Genomic DNA, 16,885 nt, shown 5'->3' on the forward strand with positions numbered 1-16,885 from the left:
CGTTATTTAAACTGTTAATATATTCATTGCTTATCATGCTTGTAACTCCTCCAACTTTTCGGAGAGTTCCATCCATTTATCATTCTCTTCGTCGAGCTTACGCTTGACTGCTGTGTACTCAGTAACCAGTTCCATGTTAGCGGCATTGGCTGGGTCGCATAGCAAGGCATCCAGTTCAGCCATACGCTTTTCCATGGATGCGATTCTCATTTCGCTTTCCTTCACAGCTTTCTCTGCTTTATTCACTCGCTTCTGCCATTCCTTATGCTCTGCATAACTCTCCTTGCCACTGGGCTGAGACGGCGTAGAAGCCACAGTATCTACCTTCGCTGGAACTATTTGCTCAGCCGACGAGGCCTTTTGCAATGCCTCACCGACGGTATCAGCCTGATAAGCTCGCAGGTAATCATAGATTCCACCTAAGTGTTCCTTCACCAAACCACCACGGAATTCATATACTTTCTCAGCCAATCCATCGAGGAATTCACGGTCGTGACTCACGATAATGGCCGTGCCGTCGAAAGCCCGTATAGCCTCTTTCAGCACATCCTTGGAAGGCATATCAAGATGGTTGGTAGGCTCGTCGAGAATCAGCAAATTGACAGGTTCGAGTAGCAGGCGAATCATTGCCAAGCGGCTGCGCTCGCCACCGCTCAGGAATTTCACCTTTTTATCAGAGGCCTCACCACCAAACATAAATGCCCCAAGAATATCATTGATACGCAGACGAATCTCGCCTTTGGCCACATGCTCTATCGTATCATACACCGTCAGTTCTTCATCGAGCAGCTGGGCTTGGTTCTGGGCAAAATATCCAATCTGTATGTTATGCCCTATCTTGAGCTTGCCAGTGTAGTCTATCTCGTCCATAATGCACTTGACAAGGGTAGACTTACCCTCACCATTCTTGCCGACAAAAGCAACCTTCTCGCCACGACGAATGGTCAGATTGACATGGTCGAACACCGTATGAGTGTCATAGTCCTTGCGCACGTCTTCACAGATGATAGGGAAATCTCCACTACGGAGGCATGGAGGGAACTTGAGGTGAAGGGCCGAATTATCTACTTCATCGACTTCGATGGGCACTATCTTCTCCAATTGCTTGATACGGCTCTGCACTTGCACGGCCTTTGTGGGCTTATAACGGAACTTCTCAATAAAGTCTTTAATGTCGGCAATCTCTTTCTGCTGATTCTCATAGGCACGGAGCTGCTGTTCGCGACGCTCTGTCCGAAGACTGACATACTCATTATACTTGACACGATAATCTTCGGCACGGCCACAGGTAATCTCTATAGTCCGGTTGGTGACATTGTTGATGAACGCTCTATCGTGGCTGACAAGTACGACTGCACTTGCACTCTGGACCAGAAACTGTTCGAGCCATTGGATAGAATCAATATCCAGATGGTTAGTAGGTTCGTCTAACAATAATACATCGGGCTTTTGCAACAATATTTTAGCAAGCTCGATACGCATTCGCCATCCCCCGGAAAACTCGCGAGTGGGACGTTCCAAATCAGTGCGCTCGAATCCCAAACCTACCAAAGTACGCTCGATTTCGGCCTCATAGTTCTCACCTCCGAGCATCATGAAGCGCTCATGCTCTTGCGTAAACTTATCGACTAAGGCAGCATAACTTTCACTCTCATAGTCGGTACGGTCGGCCATTTCCTGCTGCATCTTCTCGATACGCGCCTGAAGGTCTGTCGTACTCGCGAAAGCTTTGCGCGTCTCTTCGCGTACGGTGGTGTCGTCTTGCAACTTCATGACCTGCGGCAGATAGCCTATCGTGCAATCATTGGGTACGGAGACAGTTCCTTCAGTGGGTTTCTGGATGCCACATAGTATCTTGAGCATGGTAGACTTGCCCGCTCCATTCTTACCTACAAGGGCAATACGGTCATGATCGTTCACAACAAAACTAACGTCAGTGAATAGCGGTTTCACACCGAATTCAACCTTCAAACCTTCTACAGAAATCATTATTATAGTTCACCTTATTATATTGCAAAGTTACATCGAAATAATAATATGACAAAATAAACAGCCTGAAAGTTCCCTTTATCCAGCGCATTGAAGTATCTTTGCAGAACAGTAAAAATACGATTAGATATGAATCTCTTTACAAGCATCATAGCTAAAACACTCTCCTTACCCGAACGGAATGTAGAACATACACTGCAACTACTGGATGAAGGCTGCACAATCCCATTCATCGCACGATACCGCAAAGAGCAAACCGGCTCACTGGACGAGGTACAAATCGCTGCCATCAGCGAACTGAACGACAAATACAACGATTTGTCGAAACGCAAAGAGACCATCTGTAAAACTATTACAGAACAAGGAAAGATGACCGATGAACTACAGTTGCGTATCAACCAATGCTGGGACAACAACGAGTTAGAGGACATCTACCTCCCCTATAAACCCAAACGCAGGACAAAAGCACAGATAGCTCGCGAGCAAGGATTGGAATCTTTGGCCACCATTATCCTGCTACAACGCGAACAAGACCCTCTGCGTGCAGCGGCCAGATTTATCAAAGGAGACATTAAAAACAGCAAGGAAGCCATCAAAGGGGCGCAGGACATTATTGCCGAGACTGTGAGTGAAGACGAGCGTTCACGCCAGCAATTGCGCACGCTCTATCGCCGCGGAGCCATTATAACCTCAAAGATCATCAAGAATAAGAAAGATACAGAAGAGGCACAGAAGTTCAGTGACTATTTTGATTGGCAAGAATCATTGAAACGTTGTTCCAGCCATAGACTGCTAGCCATGCGTAGAGGCGAGAGCGAAGGTGTTTTGCGAGTCAGCATTTCGGCCGACGACACCGAATGTCTGGAGCGTCTGAAAAGATTGTTCATTAAAGGCTTCGGACCATGCCAAAGACTTGTAGAAGAGGCCATAGAGGACGCCTACAAACGCTTACTCAAACCAGCAATGGAGAATGAATTTGCTGCTTTGAGCAAAGAGACAGCCGACCAGGAAGCTATCAAAGTATTCGTCGGCAACCTGAGACAGCTTCTATTAGCAGCTCCTTTAGGACAAAAACAGGTTATGGGAGTCGACCCTGGTTTTCGGACCGGCTGCAAAGTTGTATGTCTGAATGCTCAGGGAAACCTCCTTTATCATACAGTGGTAGACATATTACCCCCAAAAGGGAACCAACTCTCAGCTTCAAAATTATTTGCAGAGATTGCCAAAAAGTATTCATGCGAAGCCATTGCCATCGGTAACGGAACGGCTAGCCGTGAGACTAGCGACATCATCAAACACACAGAGTTTTATCGCCCAGACCTTCCTGTGTATGTTGTAAGCGAAGACGGAGCTTCCATATACTCTGCATCCAAAATTGCCCGCGAAGAATTCCCAGACCAAGACGTCACCGTGCGTGGTGCAGTTTCTATTGCACGGCGACTCATGGACCCACTTGCAGAGCTAGTCAAAATCGACCCGAAAAGTATTGGTGTGGGACAATATCAACACGATGTCGACCAGACTCTGCTTAAAAAGAGTCTTGACCAGACTATTGAAAGCTGCGTGAACATGGTTGGTGTCAATCTCAACACGGCTAGCCGACAACTCCTGACCTATGTAAGCGGACTCGGTCCGACACTTGCCAACAACATTGTTGAATACAGAACTAAGAACGGTGTATTCTCTTCACGTGCCGAACTAAAGAAAGTTCCGCGTCTTGGACCAGCTGCATTCCAGCAGTGTGCAGGTTTTCTACGTATTCCAAACAGTAAAAACCCACTTGACAACAGTGCAGTACATCCTGAAAGTTACGGTATTGTGGAGACTATGGCCAAGGATAATCATTGCACGGTTGCCGACCTTATCAAGGACGACAGCATACGAAAAACGCTTGATTTAAACCGATATATCACTACCGAACGAGGCTTGCCCACCCTCAACGACATCATGAAAGAACTTGAAAAGCCCGGCCGAGATCCACGAAACCAGATTGAAACGTTCGAGTTTGACGAACGGGTGAAAGACATCAAAGACTTGGAAGTAGGTATGGAACTACCGGGTATCGTTACCAACATCACCAATTTCGGTGCTTTTGTAGACATCGGTGTACACCAGGACGGGCTTGTCCACATCTCTCAATTATCCAATAATTTTATAAAAGACCCCAATGAAGCAGTACATCTCCACCAGCATGTACGCGTAAAAATCATAGAAATAGATCTCCAACGCAGAAGAATTAGTCTCACGATGAGAATATAAAGCACTAGGATATTAAAATTATAACAAAATAAATTCGCCCATATTATCAAAAGTTATTATATTTGCAGTTCAAACAATTTACCATTTAAATTACAAAACCAAACAAAATGAAACTCACAATGAGAAGAAGTAAAAGGTTTATGGCGACCGCTGTTTGCACCTTGATGGCAATGATGTGGTCCGTTCAAGTCTTTGCACAGTACGATTGGCACTACACCATTAAGAATGGTACTGCCGTTACCGATGTGCCTACACGTCCGGAAGGACAGAAAGATGTTATCAACTTGGTTACACCGAAGTTGAAAGTTGTACGCGTAGCATTCGTAGGTCTGGGTATGCGTGGACCTGGTGCTGTAGAGCGTTGGACCCATATTCCCGGTATTCAGATTATGGCTTTGTGCGATCACGAGAAAGCACGTGCTGAAAAATGCCAAAATATCTTGAGAAAAGCTTCGATGCCTGCTGCCGACGTCTATTACGGAGAAGAGGGCTACAAGGAACTGTGCCAGCGCAAAGACATCGACTTGGTATATATTGCAACCGACTGGTTACACCATTTCATCGTAGCAAAATACGCTATGGAACATGGTAAGCATGTAGCTATCGAAGTGCCTTCTGCCATGAACATGACTGAAATATGGACTCTGATTAACCTGTCTGAAAAGAATCGTCTCCACTGTATGATGTTGGAGAACTGCTGCTATGACTTCTTCGAATTGAACACTTTGAATATGGCACAGCACGGCGTTTTCGGCGATGTACTCTACACACAAGGTGCTTACCGTCACGATTTGAGTCCATTCTGGGCCTACTACTGGAAGAAAGATGCCAACGACAAGCTGGGCTGGAGACTTGAATACAATAAGAAGTTCCGTGGCGACGTATACGCTACTCACGGCCTTGGCCCTATCGCACAGGTGCTTAACATCCACCGTGGCGACCGCATGCGTACCTTGGTTGCTATGGATACCAAGTCGGTCAATGGAAAGAAAGTAGTTGAAAAAGCTACCGGCCAAGCATGTACAGACTTCAAGAATGGAGACCACACGACCACTTTGATTCGTACAGAAAATGGTAAGGTATTGGAGATTCACCATAACGTTATGACTCCTCAGCCTTACAACCGTATGTATCAGCTCACGGGTACAGAAGGGTTTGCCAACAAATATCCTACAGAAGGTTATGCTGTATCGTCTAAGCAGATGAAGACGTCAGGCGTAGCTCCTTCTGCAGAGAATCTCTCTGGGCATGATTACCTCTCCGAGAAAGATGCCAATGCACTTGTAGAGAAGTATATCAGCCCCATCGTCAAGAAGTATGGCGAAGAAGCTAAGGAAGTCGGTGGACACGGCGGTATGGACTTTATTATGGACAGCCGTCTGGTTTACTGCTTGCAGAATGGTCTTCCACTCGACATGGACGTTTACGATCTAGGCGAATGGTGCTGCCTTGCAGAGCTTGGAGCTATCTCTATGGACAATGGCAACATCCCTGTAGAAGTGCCTGACTTCACTCGTGGACACGCTTACGACGTCAAGGGATACACCCACGCATTTGCTACTCCTGAGCAAGAGGCTCTGGCAGCAGCAGAAGCCAAGGCTTTCACTGCCAAGTTGAAAGCTCAAGGCAAGAAATATTGGGAAAAAGTAGACAAAAAAGCTAAGAAGTAATTATTTCGCAACATAGGAGGACTTCAATCCTCCTATGTTCGTTTTAGGCGGTAGAAAATTATTGACTACCTCCATCAAACTATTGATATTCAAAATCTTATGATGAGAGAAACAGACCTTACGGTATCCACTTACGGCATTGCACGAGAGCTAAATTACGAAGTAGTATTACTGCCTTGGGGAGCAACAGAACCTCACAACCTGCATTTACCCTATATGACAGACTGCATCCTCTCACATGCCATTGCTGTTGATTCGGGCACTTTGGCCTTGAAGAAATATAATGTGAGGTGCATGGTATTACCTCCTGTCACCCTTGGTTCGCAGAATCCGGGCCAGCGCGAACTCCCCTTCTGCATCCACGGACGTTATGAAACACAGAAAGCCATCCTTACCGACATCGTAAGTTCGTTGCATCATCAAGGATTCCGCAAACTCTTTATTGTCAACGGGCATGGTGGCAATAGTTTCAAGAATATGATTCGCGACCTGTCGGTAGACTATCCCGACTTCTTCATAACAACCAGCAACTGGTTCAACCACATCAATCCCAAAGACTACTTTACCTCGCCCGGAGACCATGCTGATGAGGTCGAAACCTCTGTCATGATGCACTACCACCCCGAACTCGTCCGGCTAGAAGAGGCTGGAAGTGGCGATAGCCGTGGCTATGCCATCAAAACAATGAAGTCTGGCAAAGTCTGGATGCCCCGTCAGTGGGATATGGTGTCGCATGACACAGGCATCGGCGACCCTCACATGTCTACCCCGGAAAAGGGAGAAAAATTTGCCAAGGCTGTATGTGAGAGCTATGCCGAATTCCTACACGACTTTGCCAAAATCACCCAAACTGAAGATTTCTACGAAGCATGGCCTTAAGGATTATCTTATTATTACTAACAGCTTGCTTCACATCTATGTGCAAAGCAAGTCAACAACATATTAGACACATGAATATTCAACAATTAAAAGGTTTCCCAACAGCAGAAACAGGTATAGAAAAAGGTGTCTCGGCATGCTTTGCCGGACTCATCCAAGGCCATTTGGTCATGGCTGGAGGATGTAATTTCCCCGAACGCCCGGCTGCCGAGAAAGGAGAAAAACGTTATTACAAAGGTATTTACGCCACTCCCGTTGAAGGTCTAGATATCAAGGAATGGACAAAGGTGGGAGAACTTCCGACGTCGATAGCCTACGGTATGAGTATTGTAAAGGGGGATACCCTCTATTGCATCGGTGGCAACAACACGGAATCGAGTCTCTGTTCAGTCTCAGCTATCACCTTCAAAAACGGTAAAGCCACCGTCACAAGCCTTCCCCCACTCCCTGCCAAACTGGACAACCATGCCGGATGTGCCGTAGGTGACAGTCTTATCGTGCTGGGTGGCAACTGGAACGGCCATGCCTCTAATCGCGTATTGATGCTGGAACTGTCTGCACTCGATAAAGGTTGGCAACAACTGCCCGACTTCCCCGGTATTGCCCGCGTACAACCAGTCTGTGCATCTCACGGAAACAGCTTTTGCCTATGGGGAGGTTCTTCTCCAAGAACGGAAGCCCAAGACGCTCAACTAGGATTAGAAGGCTGGCAATTCAACTTCTGTTCTGCCACATGGTCGCCGCTCCCCGCTCCCACAGACGCAGCAGGAGAAAGCGTATTCCTTGGCGGTGGATGCGCTACAACACTGGCTGATGGCAGTATCGTCGCCATGGGTGGCGTCAACAAAGACGTGTTCCTCAGTGCCGTAAACCATCCGCAACCGGGCTACATGACCCACCCCGTCGAATGGTATCGCTTCAATCGACTCGTCATGCAGTTCAAAGATGGTCAATGGAAGACTCTCGGAGAGAGCGAAGCTACAGCTCGTGCTGGTGCAGCATTGTTCACCGACAGCACTCATCTCTATGAGATTGGCGGAGAACTCAAGCCCGGCATCCGCTCGACAGGCATCTACAAGATTACATTAAAATAAAAACCAATAAGCTCTATTCGTCTAATCAGTCTGATAAAATCCCAAAACATGACAAACAAGAAATATTATCCCTGGCTGGTCGTAGCCCTCTTATGGATTGTAGCCTTACTCAACTACATGGACCGACAGATGCTTTCCACCATGCAGGAAGCCATGTCTCTAGATATTCACGAACTCAATAGTGCTGAAGCATTCGGCGCTCTGATGGCAGCATTTCTTTGGGTTTATGGCCTTGCCAGTCCATTCTCCGGCATCGTTGCCGACCGCGTAAGTCGCAAATGGCTCATCGTGGGCAGTCTGTTCGTATGGTCTTCCGTAACATTCCTCATGGGATATGCCAACGATTTCCATACACTCTACTGGCTGCGTGGCATCATGGGTGTGAGCGAAGCGCTCTATATACCCTCTGCTCTATCGCTGATTGCCGACTGGCACGATGGCAAGACACGCTCATTGGCCATCGGAATCCACATGACGGGTCTCTATGTGGGGCAGGCTATCGGCGGTTTTGGTGCTGCCGTAGCTTCACTGTTTACATGGCATACAGCTTTCCATAGCTTTGGCTTGATAGGTATTGCCTATGCAGTCGTGCTGCTACTGTTGCTCCATGACAAACCCGAACATGCCAAAGCTACAACCGCAGAAGGACAGAAGCGTGGCCTGTCATCTGTATTCAGTGGATTAGGAATCGTTCTCTCTACATGGACTTTCTGGATTATACTCTTCTTCTTTGCAGCTCCAAGTCTTCCGGGATGGGCCACCAAGAACTGGCTGCCAACACTTTTTGCCACCAACCTGGGCATATCAATGGAGCAAGCCGGTCCTATATCTACCATCACCATAGCAGCCTCTTCATTCTTAGGTGTGATTCTGGGCGGCATCCTATCAGACCGTTGGGTACAACGCTGCCTGCGCGGTCGTATCTATACCAGCGCCATCGGACTCGGTCTGACCATCCCATCGCTCCTGCTCTTAGGCTACGGACATAGCCTGATAGCCATCGTCGGAGCTGGCTGTCTCTTCGGTATCGGTTTTGGTATGTTCGATGCCAACAACATGCCTATACTCTGTCAGTTCGTATCAGCTCGCTATCGCGGTACAGCCTACGGTCTGATGAATATGACCGGCGTGTTTGCCGGAGCTGCCGTGACACAGGTATTAGGCAAATGGAAAGACGGCGGAATGCTTGGCGAAGGCTTTGCCTGGCTCAGTCTGGTCATGCTGGCTGCCCTGCTCTTACAGCTCATCTTCCTTAAACCAAAGGCTGATAATTTAGAATAAATCGGATTCAAACATAACAACATACATATAATTATGAATATGGAAAAGATTATTGGATTAATTGACGCACCATTTACTCCGTTTTACGAGAATGGCGATGTAAACTTAGAACCCATCGGTGCATACGCCCGTATGCTCCAGAAGAATGGGTTGAAAGGAGTATTCATCAACGGTTCGTCCGGCGAAGGCTACATGCTGACCACCGAAGAGCGTAAACAGTTGGCAGAGAAATGGATTGCCGAAGCTCCCGAAGGGTTCAAGGTGATTGTCCATGTAGGAAGCTGCTGCCTGAGAGACAGTCGCGAACTAGCTGCCCACGCACAGCAGATTGGTGCTTTCGGTATCGGCTCAATGGCACCTCCTTTCCCGAAAATCGGACGCATCGAGGAGCTTGTAGAATACTGCGAGGAGATAGCTGCCGCTGCACCTGAACTGCCCTTCTACTACTATCACATTCCTGCTTTCAACGGAGCTTTCCTCCCCATGCTAGACTTATTGAAGGCTGTCGACGGTCGTATTCCCAACTTTGCTGGTATCAAGTATACCTTTGAGAGTCTGTATGAGTACAATCAGTGCCGCCTATACAAGGATGGAAAGTTTGATATGTTGCACGGACAGGACGAGACCATCCTGCCATCATTGGCTCAAGGTGGTGCGCAAGGCGGTATCGGTGGTACGACCAACTACAACGGACGCGAACTGACAGCCATCATCGATGCTTGGCAGAACGGCGATATCGAAGCTGCCCGCGAACATCAGAACTTCGCTCAGGAGGTTATCAACGTTATCTGCCACTATCGCGGCAACATTGTCGGTGGCAAACGCATCATGAAATTGATGGGCTTTGACCTCGGTCCTAACCGCAAACCTTTCCGCAATATGACAGCCGAAGAAGAGGTTGCCATGCGCAAAGAACTCGAAGCCATCAACTTCTTCGAGCGTTGTAACCAGTTCTAAGGAATAATATTGGGATTCCTGGGAATCCACCTCTATTTATTGCAAAGGCCTTGCAGCGATGCTGCAAGGCCTTTGCTGTAATACTGCCGAAGCCAAACAGCAATGCTGCCAAGCCCCTGCAGAAAATTGACATACTATATATAGTACTCAGCGGAGTCTATCAAGCCCGCCCGAAGTGCATATTTAGTGGCTTCGTGAACATTATTCACATTCAACTTTCTGAATATATTCTTTCGGTGGGTATTAACAGTATGGAAGCTCGAAAAACGTTTTTCGGCAATCTCCTTGGTCGTCATCCCCAACGCTATGTCCTTCAACACTTCGGTCTCTGTCTTCGTCAGGTTTGCTCTCTCCACCTTCTGCGGAACAGGCGTCAGCAACATTTCGGCCATACGCTGGCTGATGAAACGCTGCTTACGGGTTGCATAGGCTATCGAAGCCTTGATTTCAGACATCGGAGACTCTTTCATGACGATGCTGAACTCCGGTCCGCTGGCGATGAGTACACGCACAAAATCCAGACTCAAGTCTTCACTGAAGAGTATCCAGTGCACCTTTCGGAAACGCTGACTGAGAATGACCAGTTCCTCACCGTCGTTCATGTCGAACAGCGTATAGTCGAGTATGACGATACTGTCAGGATATTCACGCAGGTTTAACAGCAGTTCGCCCTTATCCATGACATACTTATAATCGGTATCGGGCATTTGCTCTATCAGGTACATGAGGCCTGCCCGCGTAATGTCTTGCTTGTCTGCGAGGAATATTCTCATACTTACTTGCTTCTGGATATAATGTTAGAATGTCATGCGCAACATAAATCTCACTCCGTTTTTCTTCGCTGTCGGCAGATGGTTATAGTTCATACGATGGACAAACTCCACATGCAGAATCTTGAATATATTGTGTACACCGGCTATCAATTCCACATACGGCCGCTTCGAATCCATCACATAAGTGCCTTCGGGGAAGGCCATCAAAATCCCGTCGCCGGCATTCCGATCGAGCAGAGGATTATTCTTGTCGGTCAATTTTCCCCACAACGTCTTCACGCCGATATATTCTCTCCACTTCAACTTCTTCAACAGCGGAATGCGGTTGAATATCTTTCCATTCAAATCCCAACTGGCATCGAAACTGGCATAGCGGTCGTTCAGGAACTCCATGTTATTAATCATGTTGAAAGTCTCGTTCTGCACGATGTAACTCAAGTTGGCTGCGGGCATGATGAGCAACGGATAAGGCACTTTGTTCCATTGCGCCCCTGCCTTCAGATACATGTCTATCTTGCCCCAAGAACCCATCCAGAAACGCTTGTAGATGCCTGCCTCGGTCAAGTTGTAATTGTACTGGCCTCCCAGCAGTCCCTTGATACCCATCGTATGGCCGAGTGTAAACACCGGTGCATCTAGATTAATGGGCACTCGGCGCTGCTTGGTGTTGATATAGGTACGCCCCGGAGCTAAGTTGAACTGCACGCTCAGCTCGGTCGTACGTATCTTGCCGTTATGCAAATAGCGCCCCACCTCACTGTCATCCAATGCAGAAAGAGTGGACAACATAAAGGGATTGGTAGCTGTTATAGTGCTGAGTGGCTCGAAGAACAGGCGGCCGGCCGCCTCATTGGCTTCGGTTTTAAATGCTACGGTAGTCTTCAATCCCCACTCTTCTTCGTACTCAAACTTCAACTGCTGACGATTATAGAACATCATCTTGTCTACCTTGGCCCATTTGAATGCCGTAAACACATTATCCTTATCAGTTTTCATGAAACGGTCTGAAGGCGACATCACGTCATAAGCCGAGGTAAGCGTGAGAGTGCGCCTTGGAAATTCGCGAGGCAGATAGTCTTTCTTATTGAACGAATACGTCAGGTTTCCTTCATAATAGGTCTTCTCGCTGCGCCATCCACGAGCCAGATATCCCGATGCAAACCAATGCTTATTGAGATTAGCCGTGGTCTGTGCGCTCACACGAGTGCGCAAACCGTCTATAAAGTTCTTGGTCAGCATGGTATTGATAGGACCGATATCTACCTTACTCGGATGGTTCAAATCTCCTGTTTCGACGAAGTTCTCGATGAAAGCCTTCACTCCGAAGATGACGTATTTAAAGCCTTTGATTTGCTCTATCCGATGGATAAACGCATTCATGGAGCTTTCGCTCTTCGTCAATTCCACCCCTCTGTAGCGATTCCAAAAAGCTTCGTCGCGCATCATAGCGTTGGCTTCGCGTCGCTCCTTTGCCTTGCCTTTGAATAATTGTTTGGGCAATTCATCGAACGCATAATCGCTCAGACGAGTGGTTCGCACCACCAGGAACTTGGATAAGAAGCTGGCCAACTTCATCTCCACGAACATATCGTCTACACTCAGCACCCACTCACCATTCTCCAGCTTCTTGAATTCCTGCGTCACATGCAGGTTATCGACGAAGTTTACATCGCTTCTTTTCGGGATAGTGAGTTCGCATCGCTTCACATGCAAGGTAGAATCGGCCAACACATACAGTTCACCACGGAATCCAAAGTCCTGCTGATTGTTAGGCAAGAATTGCAGATGATAGCACAAATCATGGTCTACATAGACCGTATCTTCTATATAATACCGATAGAACGAGATGGCATTCTTGCCTATGGGACTCGTAAAGGGATACTGCAAAAGCCTTATCTGGTCGTCGTACAAGTCGACATCGGTAAACACATCCTTCATGGCTGTGTTTAAAATGTCGCCGGTCTGTATGAGCTGATTGATACCGTTGGTGTTCTGTCCGGTGATAATATCCTTCTCCGATTTAGGGTCTTTACGATAGATATGCTGTGAAACGGTCTCATCGACCGACACCGGAAGAATCAGTTTATTAGTATATGGACTCGTCTCTATCTGGTCGATAAGCCACTGTTTCTTCGCAAAGAAGCCGCTGTCTATATCAGATGGCCTGATATCATTGACGGCCAGCGTAATTTTCTGATACTTATTGTACTGATAATACGGGTGATTATCCAGGTCTGTCTTCTTTTTGGCAGCAATCACACGCTTCATCAATTCCACCGCAGGATTGTTCTTTCGGGAATATTTACCACGACTGCTTTTCACCACAACTTCGGTCAGTGTTTTCGCATCTTCGCGCAGTTTCACATTCAAGACTGACGGAGTGTTTGCCTTAATCATAAACGTACGCGGCTGATAACCGACAGCACTGATGGTCAGCACCCACCCTTCGCGGCGCTCAATGCTGTATAGTCCCGACGCATTACCGCTCACTGCGATATGGTGTCCCTTGTAAGATGCACTGGGATAAAACAAAGTATCGCCTGTCGCTGCATCGGTAACAGTACCCGTTATCTGTGCCCTGAGTCCCGAAGAGACAAGCAACAGCCCCATAATCAATATGTATATCCTGAATAATCTTTTCATAATTGGTTCAAATCAGTAATCACCTGATTGGGCAACGACTCGTCATACAGCTTGTCGGTCCACCCCTCTCCCTTAAACCACACGGTCTTACAACCTATTTTCCGTGCCGGTTCTATATCTTTGTAGAAACTGTCACCTACTACAACTACGTCTTCGGCATCCAGTCCCAATCGTTCTACTCCTATCTTAAAGATGCGTGCATCGGGCTTCCTGATTCCCACCACGGCACTCTCAACGACGCTCTTGAAAAACTTATCAAACTCAAATTCATGCAATACAACTTCTACGTTGCCATAGAAATTGCTCACCAATACCATCGGATAATCCTGTGCCAAGCGCGTCAAAACCTCGCGACTGTGTGCGGTATTCTTCTTTACAAATGCGTAGACATCTTCAAGGACCGCGTCATGGGCTTGATTAAATTCTTCCAGATTGGCATTCCAAGCCCCATGTTCGCACAACCATTCCATCTCCAGGCGAATCTTGACATCAAGTGTACGGTAGAAGGTGAAGTCTGGTTTGATGATGGGACTATTGCCCAATGTACGCTCTCCATACACATAGGCATCCCGAAACTGCTGCTCAGTCACCGGAACTTGCTGTCGCTGATAGGCATACCACAGCACTTTTCCCCAATGGCAACCAGCCGTATCAAGCGTTCCACCGTAATCGAATATATATCCCTTTACCCCGTCCATCATCTCTTCTCACTTTAAATCGTTCAACATTCACTGAGCCAGTTTACCGGTCAATCGCTCACAGAGGCTCTCATGGCGACTGTGCATATATATATAAAGGCAAGTCATTACCGACAATTCAAACAAGGGATAGACCCATGGACAGTTCAGCAGACACGTAATATAGATGACGATGGCACGCGTGTTGAAGGTCAGAATATTGGTATAAGCCATCAGCGGACGACTCCCGACAAGAAATTCCTGTCTCACATCTTCGCTGGGTTGCTCTTGCCAACGCTTGAAAAACGTCTGGAACTTCGGCGTACGGTGTTCCTGACTCTTGCAATAGTTGGCATAGTTATAGTAGAAAATACGCCCCAAGAGATTTCCTTCTTTCTTCATCTGCTCGTAGACGACACGCTGACTCGCATAATTATCGAGTTCGCTGCCACTCTTCCCTTTCAGGAAGAACAGGTGTATTTGCCGATAATAGTCGCTCAAAGAACTTTGTGGAGAGTGGCATACCAGCCCGGCCACGATGTTAAGCAACCAAATCCATATTCCCCACTTGACATCTGTGTAAGGCATGTTCTCGTTCATGAGACGCAGGCTGATTGCTATATAGATGCAGGCAAACCACACATCGCCGGAAAATCCGTCCAATACACGGCCTACCAGCGTCTTCTTACCAGTAAGACGAGCCATCTGTCCATCGGTCGAATCGCAGAAATTGGCAAACATCAACAGTAGTACACCCATGATATTGTGCATCAGGTCGGTGAAATAAAACATATACCCAGCCCCAATTCCCAGAAAAATAGAGAGAATGGTTATTGCATTGGGATGAACATTCAACTTATTCCAGAAGAGTGCAAACACCAGTCCAATAGGACGAGTAAAATGCACATCCAACCACTCTTCCGTATCTTGCGATTTAAACGAAGCCTGCAACAGCTCTCTAAAACTACTCTTCATTTCTTTTATCTATCGTTGTCGACGGCCAAACGCGCAATCTCTACAGCTGCTTCTTCGCGACAGCGAGAGAAACTTGGCCAATCATTAAAGTCTATAATATAATAATGTCCGGCAGCATCGACAATGGCATCACCACCATAGACGGCCACACCGGTAATCTCGGCCACCTTTGCCACAGTCTCCTTCAAGTCGTCCAAAGCAAACGGATAATGCTGTGCCTGTCCGTTGACTGCCTCTGCTCCAAACTTGCTGATACCATCGTCTCCGGGATAGTAATACCTGAAAAAACCGCCTTTGACACCATAGAATTTGATTAGGTCGCCCGGCACATGCGCACTCACCACCCAACTCGTAATACCGCGACGCTCCATCTCAGCCTGGGCTGCAACCAGTGCTTCCTCATCCTTGCAATACACGACGTCGGTTTTCTGCTGTGCTGCCGCATCGCCACGCTTCAACCAGTAACCAGCCTTGCCTTCCGCCCCCGGCATAGGGATGCCTGCCACCATCATCATCTTTTCGAGTCGGGCACGCGAACAGTTCTCTACACTCCCCGGCGTATTAAACACTCGGACACCACGCTCCTCCAACGAGTGGAGTACTTGCAGCGTCTTGGGCAGTCGGGCCATAGAGAAGATGACATCGGCCTCAACGTCCTCATCGAGCATAGCCTCGTCTATCACGGCCATTTCTGTATCCAGATGCCTACCGACAGCCTCCAGTATCAGACGGTCTTTCTCTACCGAATTAGGCGAAAAGCGGTCGTCTCGGCGAACACCTACTATATGTAACTTCCTTATATCCAATTTTTTCCGGTTATTGATTAGACAAAAACGCCTCCGCTTTTACGATATCCGACGCATGATCAACATCCATTACCTTGGAAAAGGCAAACGCCTTCAGTCTCCGTCCATCCCTTACCAGTCCGCGCTGAAAGTTACGCATGCGGCTCTCTCCACGCTCCATACAGTCGGTAAGTGTATCAATGGCACTCCCCGTCAGCCCATAGATGCCCCCGGATATATATCGACACCCCTCGAAAGACTCGTCATAGAATCCCGTGACGTTCATGTCTTCGTCCGTGCCTACATATAGCGGTTTCTCGTCATCAATATAGTCTGTCACCCCCATCAAGCCATCACCACCGGTCTCAACCGTCCTCTTGAAAGCTTGGATATAATCGGCAAACTCCTCCTCACGGAAAATAGTATCTACCGTCGTCAGTACAAACGGGTCGTTGACAAGATGCCGGCTCAGTTCAAAGAAGCTGTGCATCGAACTCGGTGTAGACTTTACCAGAAAATTCAAGGGTATCGGACGCCCGTTCAAGCCGTCTCGCTGCAAATCGACCAAATGCAGACTTACGTCGGACATTTTGCTGTTACAGATGACAAAAATCCTTTCAGCATCATTAGCCATAAAGATTCTTATCAGCCTATCTATCAAATGTTCATCCTGAATCCGTACTAGAGGCTTCGGCGCTTCTACTCCCTCTTGGGCCAGACGAGAACCTTCGCCGGCTGCAATAATTGCATAATCCATTAAAACTGTCTATATATTAAACAGCAACAAAGTTACGCATATTCGCTAAAAGGCAAAAACTTTTTAGCACATTTTTGTTTTTCACGACATACGTTATGCACACCTACAAGACAAGTGCGCATAACGTACATTCCATTTTTCCTTTA

At 47.4% G+C, this 16,885-nt stretch carries 13 protein-coding genes; 6 read left to right on the plus strand and 7 right to left on the minus strand.

Annotated elements, in window-relative coordinates; genetic code table 11:
• Nucleotides 1-33: 33 nt before the first annotated feature.
• Nucleotides 34-1,989 carry a ribosomal protection-like ABC-F family protein gene (gene abc-f / locus ACZ42L_RS04870; protein WP_464716788.1) on the minus strand — a complete coding sequence of 652 codons (1,956 nt, stop codon included), beginning with the start codon at nt 1,987-1,989 and terminating at the stop codon, nt 34-36.
• Between the two features lie 129 nt (nt 1,990-2,118).
• Here abc-f and ACZ42L_RS04875 point away from each other — a divergent pair, with 129 nt between their 5' ends.
• The 6 genes from ACZ42L_RS04875 (at nt 2,119) to ACZ42L_RS04900 (ending at nt 10,129) form a co-directional block, all read left to right on the plus strand.
• On the plus strand, nt 2,119-4,248 hold the full coding sequence (locus tag ACZ42L_RS04875; RefSeq protein WP_464716789.1) for a Tex family protein: 2,130 nt from the start codon (nt 2,119-2,121) through the stop codon (nt 4,246-4,248).
• 140 nt (nt 4,249-4,388) lie between these two features.
• Nucleotides 4,389-5,918 carry a Gfo/Idh/MocA family protein gene (locus ACZ42L_RS04880; protein ID WP_464716977.1) on the plus strand — a complete coding sequence of 510 codons (1,530 nt, stop codon included), beginning with the start codon at nt 4,389-4,391 and terminating at the stop codon, nt 5,916-5,918.
• Nucleotides 5,919-6,017: 99 nt separating this feature from the next.
• Complete coding sequence (locus tag ACZ42L_RS04885) at nt 6,018-6,797, plus strand: creatininase family protein (RefSeq protein ID WP_464716790.1); 780 nt, start codon at nt 6,018-6,020, stop codon at nt 6,795-6,797.
• A gap of 71 nt (nt 6,798-6,868) precedes the next feature.
• Nucleotides 6,869-7,891: a cyclically-permuted mutarotase family protein gene (locus ACZ42L_RS04890; protein ID WP_464716791.1), complete on the plus strand. Its 1,023-nt coding sequence runs from the start codon at nt 6,869-6,871 to the stop codon at nt 7,889-7,891.
• A 48-nt stretch (nt 7,892-7,939) separates the two neighbouring features.
• Nucleotides 7,940-9,172, plus strand: coding sequence for an MFS transporter (locus ACZ42L_RS04895; protein ID WP_464701134.1), 1,233 nt, complete (start codon nt 7,940-7,942; stop codon nt 9,170-9,172).
• A 39-nt stretch (nt 9,173-9,211) separates the two neighbouring features.
• A complete protein-coding gene (locus ACZ42L_RS04900; RefSeq protein ID WP_464716792.1) occupies nt 9,212-10,129 on the plus strand; it encodes a dihydrodipicolinate synthase family protein in 918 nt (305 codons plus the stop codon).
• A 134-nt stretch (nt 10,130-10,263) separates the two neighbouring features.
• Here the strand turns inward: ACZ42L_RS04900 and ACZ42L_RS04905 are convergent, their stop codons facing one another.
• The 6 genes from ACZ42L_RS04905 to ACZ42L_RS04930 are packed head-to-tail and all read right to left on the minus strand — an operon-like array spanning nt 10,264 to nt 16,739.
• Complete coding sequence (locus tag ACZ42L_RS04905; protein ID WP_464701137.1) at nt 10,264-10,902, minus strand: response regulator transcription factor; 639 nt, start codon at nt 10,900-10,902, stop codon at nt 10,264-10,266.
• 24 nt (nt 10,903-10,926) lie between these two features.
• Nucleotides 10,927-13,545, minus strand: coding sequence for a DUF5686 family protein (locus tag ACZ42L_RS04910; RefSeq protein WP_464716793.1), 2,619 nt, complete (start codon nt 13,543-13,545; stop codon nt 10,927-10,929).
• On the minus strand, nt 13,542-14,246 hold the full coding sequence (locus ACZ42L_RS04915; protein ID WP_464716794.1) for an HAD family hydrolase: 705 nt from the start codon (nt 14,244-14,246) through the stop codon (nt 13,542-13,544). Before ACZ42L_RS04915 ends, ACZ42L_RS04910 begins: the two co-directional genes overlap by 4 nt.
• Before the next feature lie 27 nt (nt 14,247-14,273).
• Nucleotides 14,274-15,197, minus strand: a complete 924-nt coding sequence (locus ACZ42L_RS04920; RefSeq protein ID WP_464701143.1) for a CDP-alcohol phosphatidyltransferase family protein — start codon at nt 15,195-15,197, stop codon at nt 14,274-14,276.
• A 5-nt stretch (nt 15,198-15,202) separates the two neighbouring features.
• Nucleotides 15,203-16,003: an ATP-grasp domain-containing protein gene (locus tag ACZ42L_RS04925; RefSeq protein ID WP_464706860.1), complete on the minus strand. Its 801-nt coding sequence runs from the start codon at nt 16,001-16,003 to the stop codon at nt 15,203-15,205.
• A gap of 10 nt (nt 16,004-16,013) precedes the next feature.
• Nucleotides 16,014-16,739, minus strand: coding sequence for a sugar phosphate nucleotidyltransferase (locus ACZ42L_RS04930; protein ID WP_464716795.1), 726 nt, complete (start codon nt 16,737-16,739; stop codon nt 16,014-16,016).
• Nucleotides 16,740-16,885 lie beyond the last annotated feature (146 nt).

It is taken from the genome of Prevotella mikamonis, from assembly GCF_055381405.1.

What these genes read in the sequence shown, in the direction of transcription:
- ACZ42L_RS04890 (WP_464716791.1), top strand. Translation starts at nt 6,869, where the DNA reads ATGAATATTCAACAATTAAAAGGTTTCCCAACAGCAGAAACAGGTATA.
- abc-f (WP_464716788.1), bottom strand. Translation starts at nt 1,989, where the DNA reads ATGATTTCTGTAGAAGGTTTGAAGGTTGAATTCGGTGTGAAACCGCTA.
- ACZ42L_RS04880 (WP_464716977.1), top strand. Translation starts at nt 4,389, where the DNA reads ATGGCGACCGCTGTTTGCACCTTGATGGCAATGATGTGGTCCGTTCAA.
- ACZ42L_RS04900 (WP_464716792.1), top strand. Translation starts at nt 9,212, where the DNA reads ATGGAAAAGATTATTGGATTAATTGACGCACCATTTACTCCGTTTTAC.
- ACZ42L_RS04885 (WP_464716790.1), top strand. Translation starts at nt 6,018, where the DNA reads ATGATGAGAGAAACAGACCTTACGGTATCCACTTACGGCATTGCACGA.
- ACZ42L_RS04910 (WP_464716793.1), bottom strand. Translation starts at nt 13,545, where the DNA reads ATGAAAAGATTATTCAGGATATACATATTGATTATGGGGCTGTTGCTT.
- ACZ42L_RS04875 (WP_464716789.1), top strand. Translation starts at nt 2,119, where the DNA reads ATGAATCTCTTTACAAGCATCATAGCTAAAACACTCTCCTTACCCGAA.
- ACZ42L_RS04930 (WP_464716795.1), bottom strand. Translation starts at nt 16,739, where the DNA reads ATGGATTATGCAATTATTGCAGCCGGCGAAGGTTCTCGTCTGGCCCAA.
- ACZ42L_RS04905 (WP_464701137.1), bottom strand. Translation starts at nt 10,902, where the DNA reads ATGAGAATATTCCTCGCAGACAAGCAAGACATTACGCGGGCAGGCCTC.
- ACZ42L_RS04915 (WP_464716794.1), bottom strand. Translation starts at nt 14,246, where the DNA reads ATGATGGACGGGGTAAAGGGATATATATTCGATTACGGTGGAACGCTT.
- ACZ42L_RS04895 (WP_464701134.1), top strand. Translation starts at nt 7,940, where the DNA reads ATGACAAACAAGAAATATTATCCCTGGCTGGTCGTAGCCCTCTTATGG.
- ACZ42L_RS04920 (WP_464701143.1), bottom strand. Translation starts at nt 15,197, where the DNA reads ATGAAGAGTAGTTTTAGAGAGCTGTTGCAGGCTTCGTTTAAATCGCAA.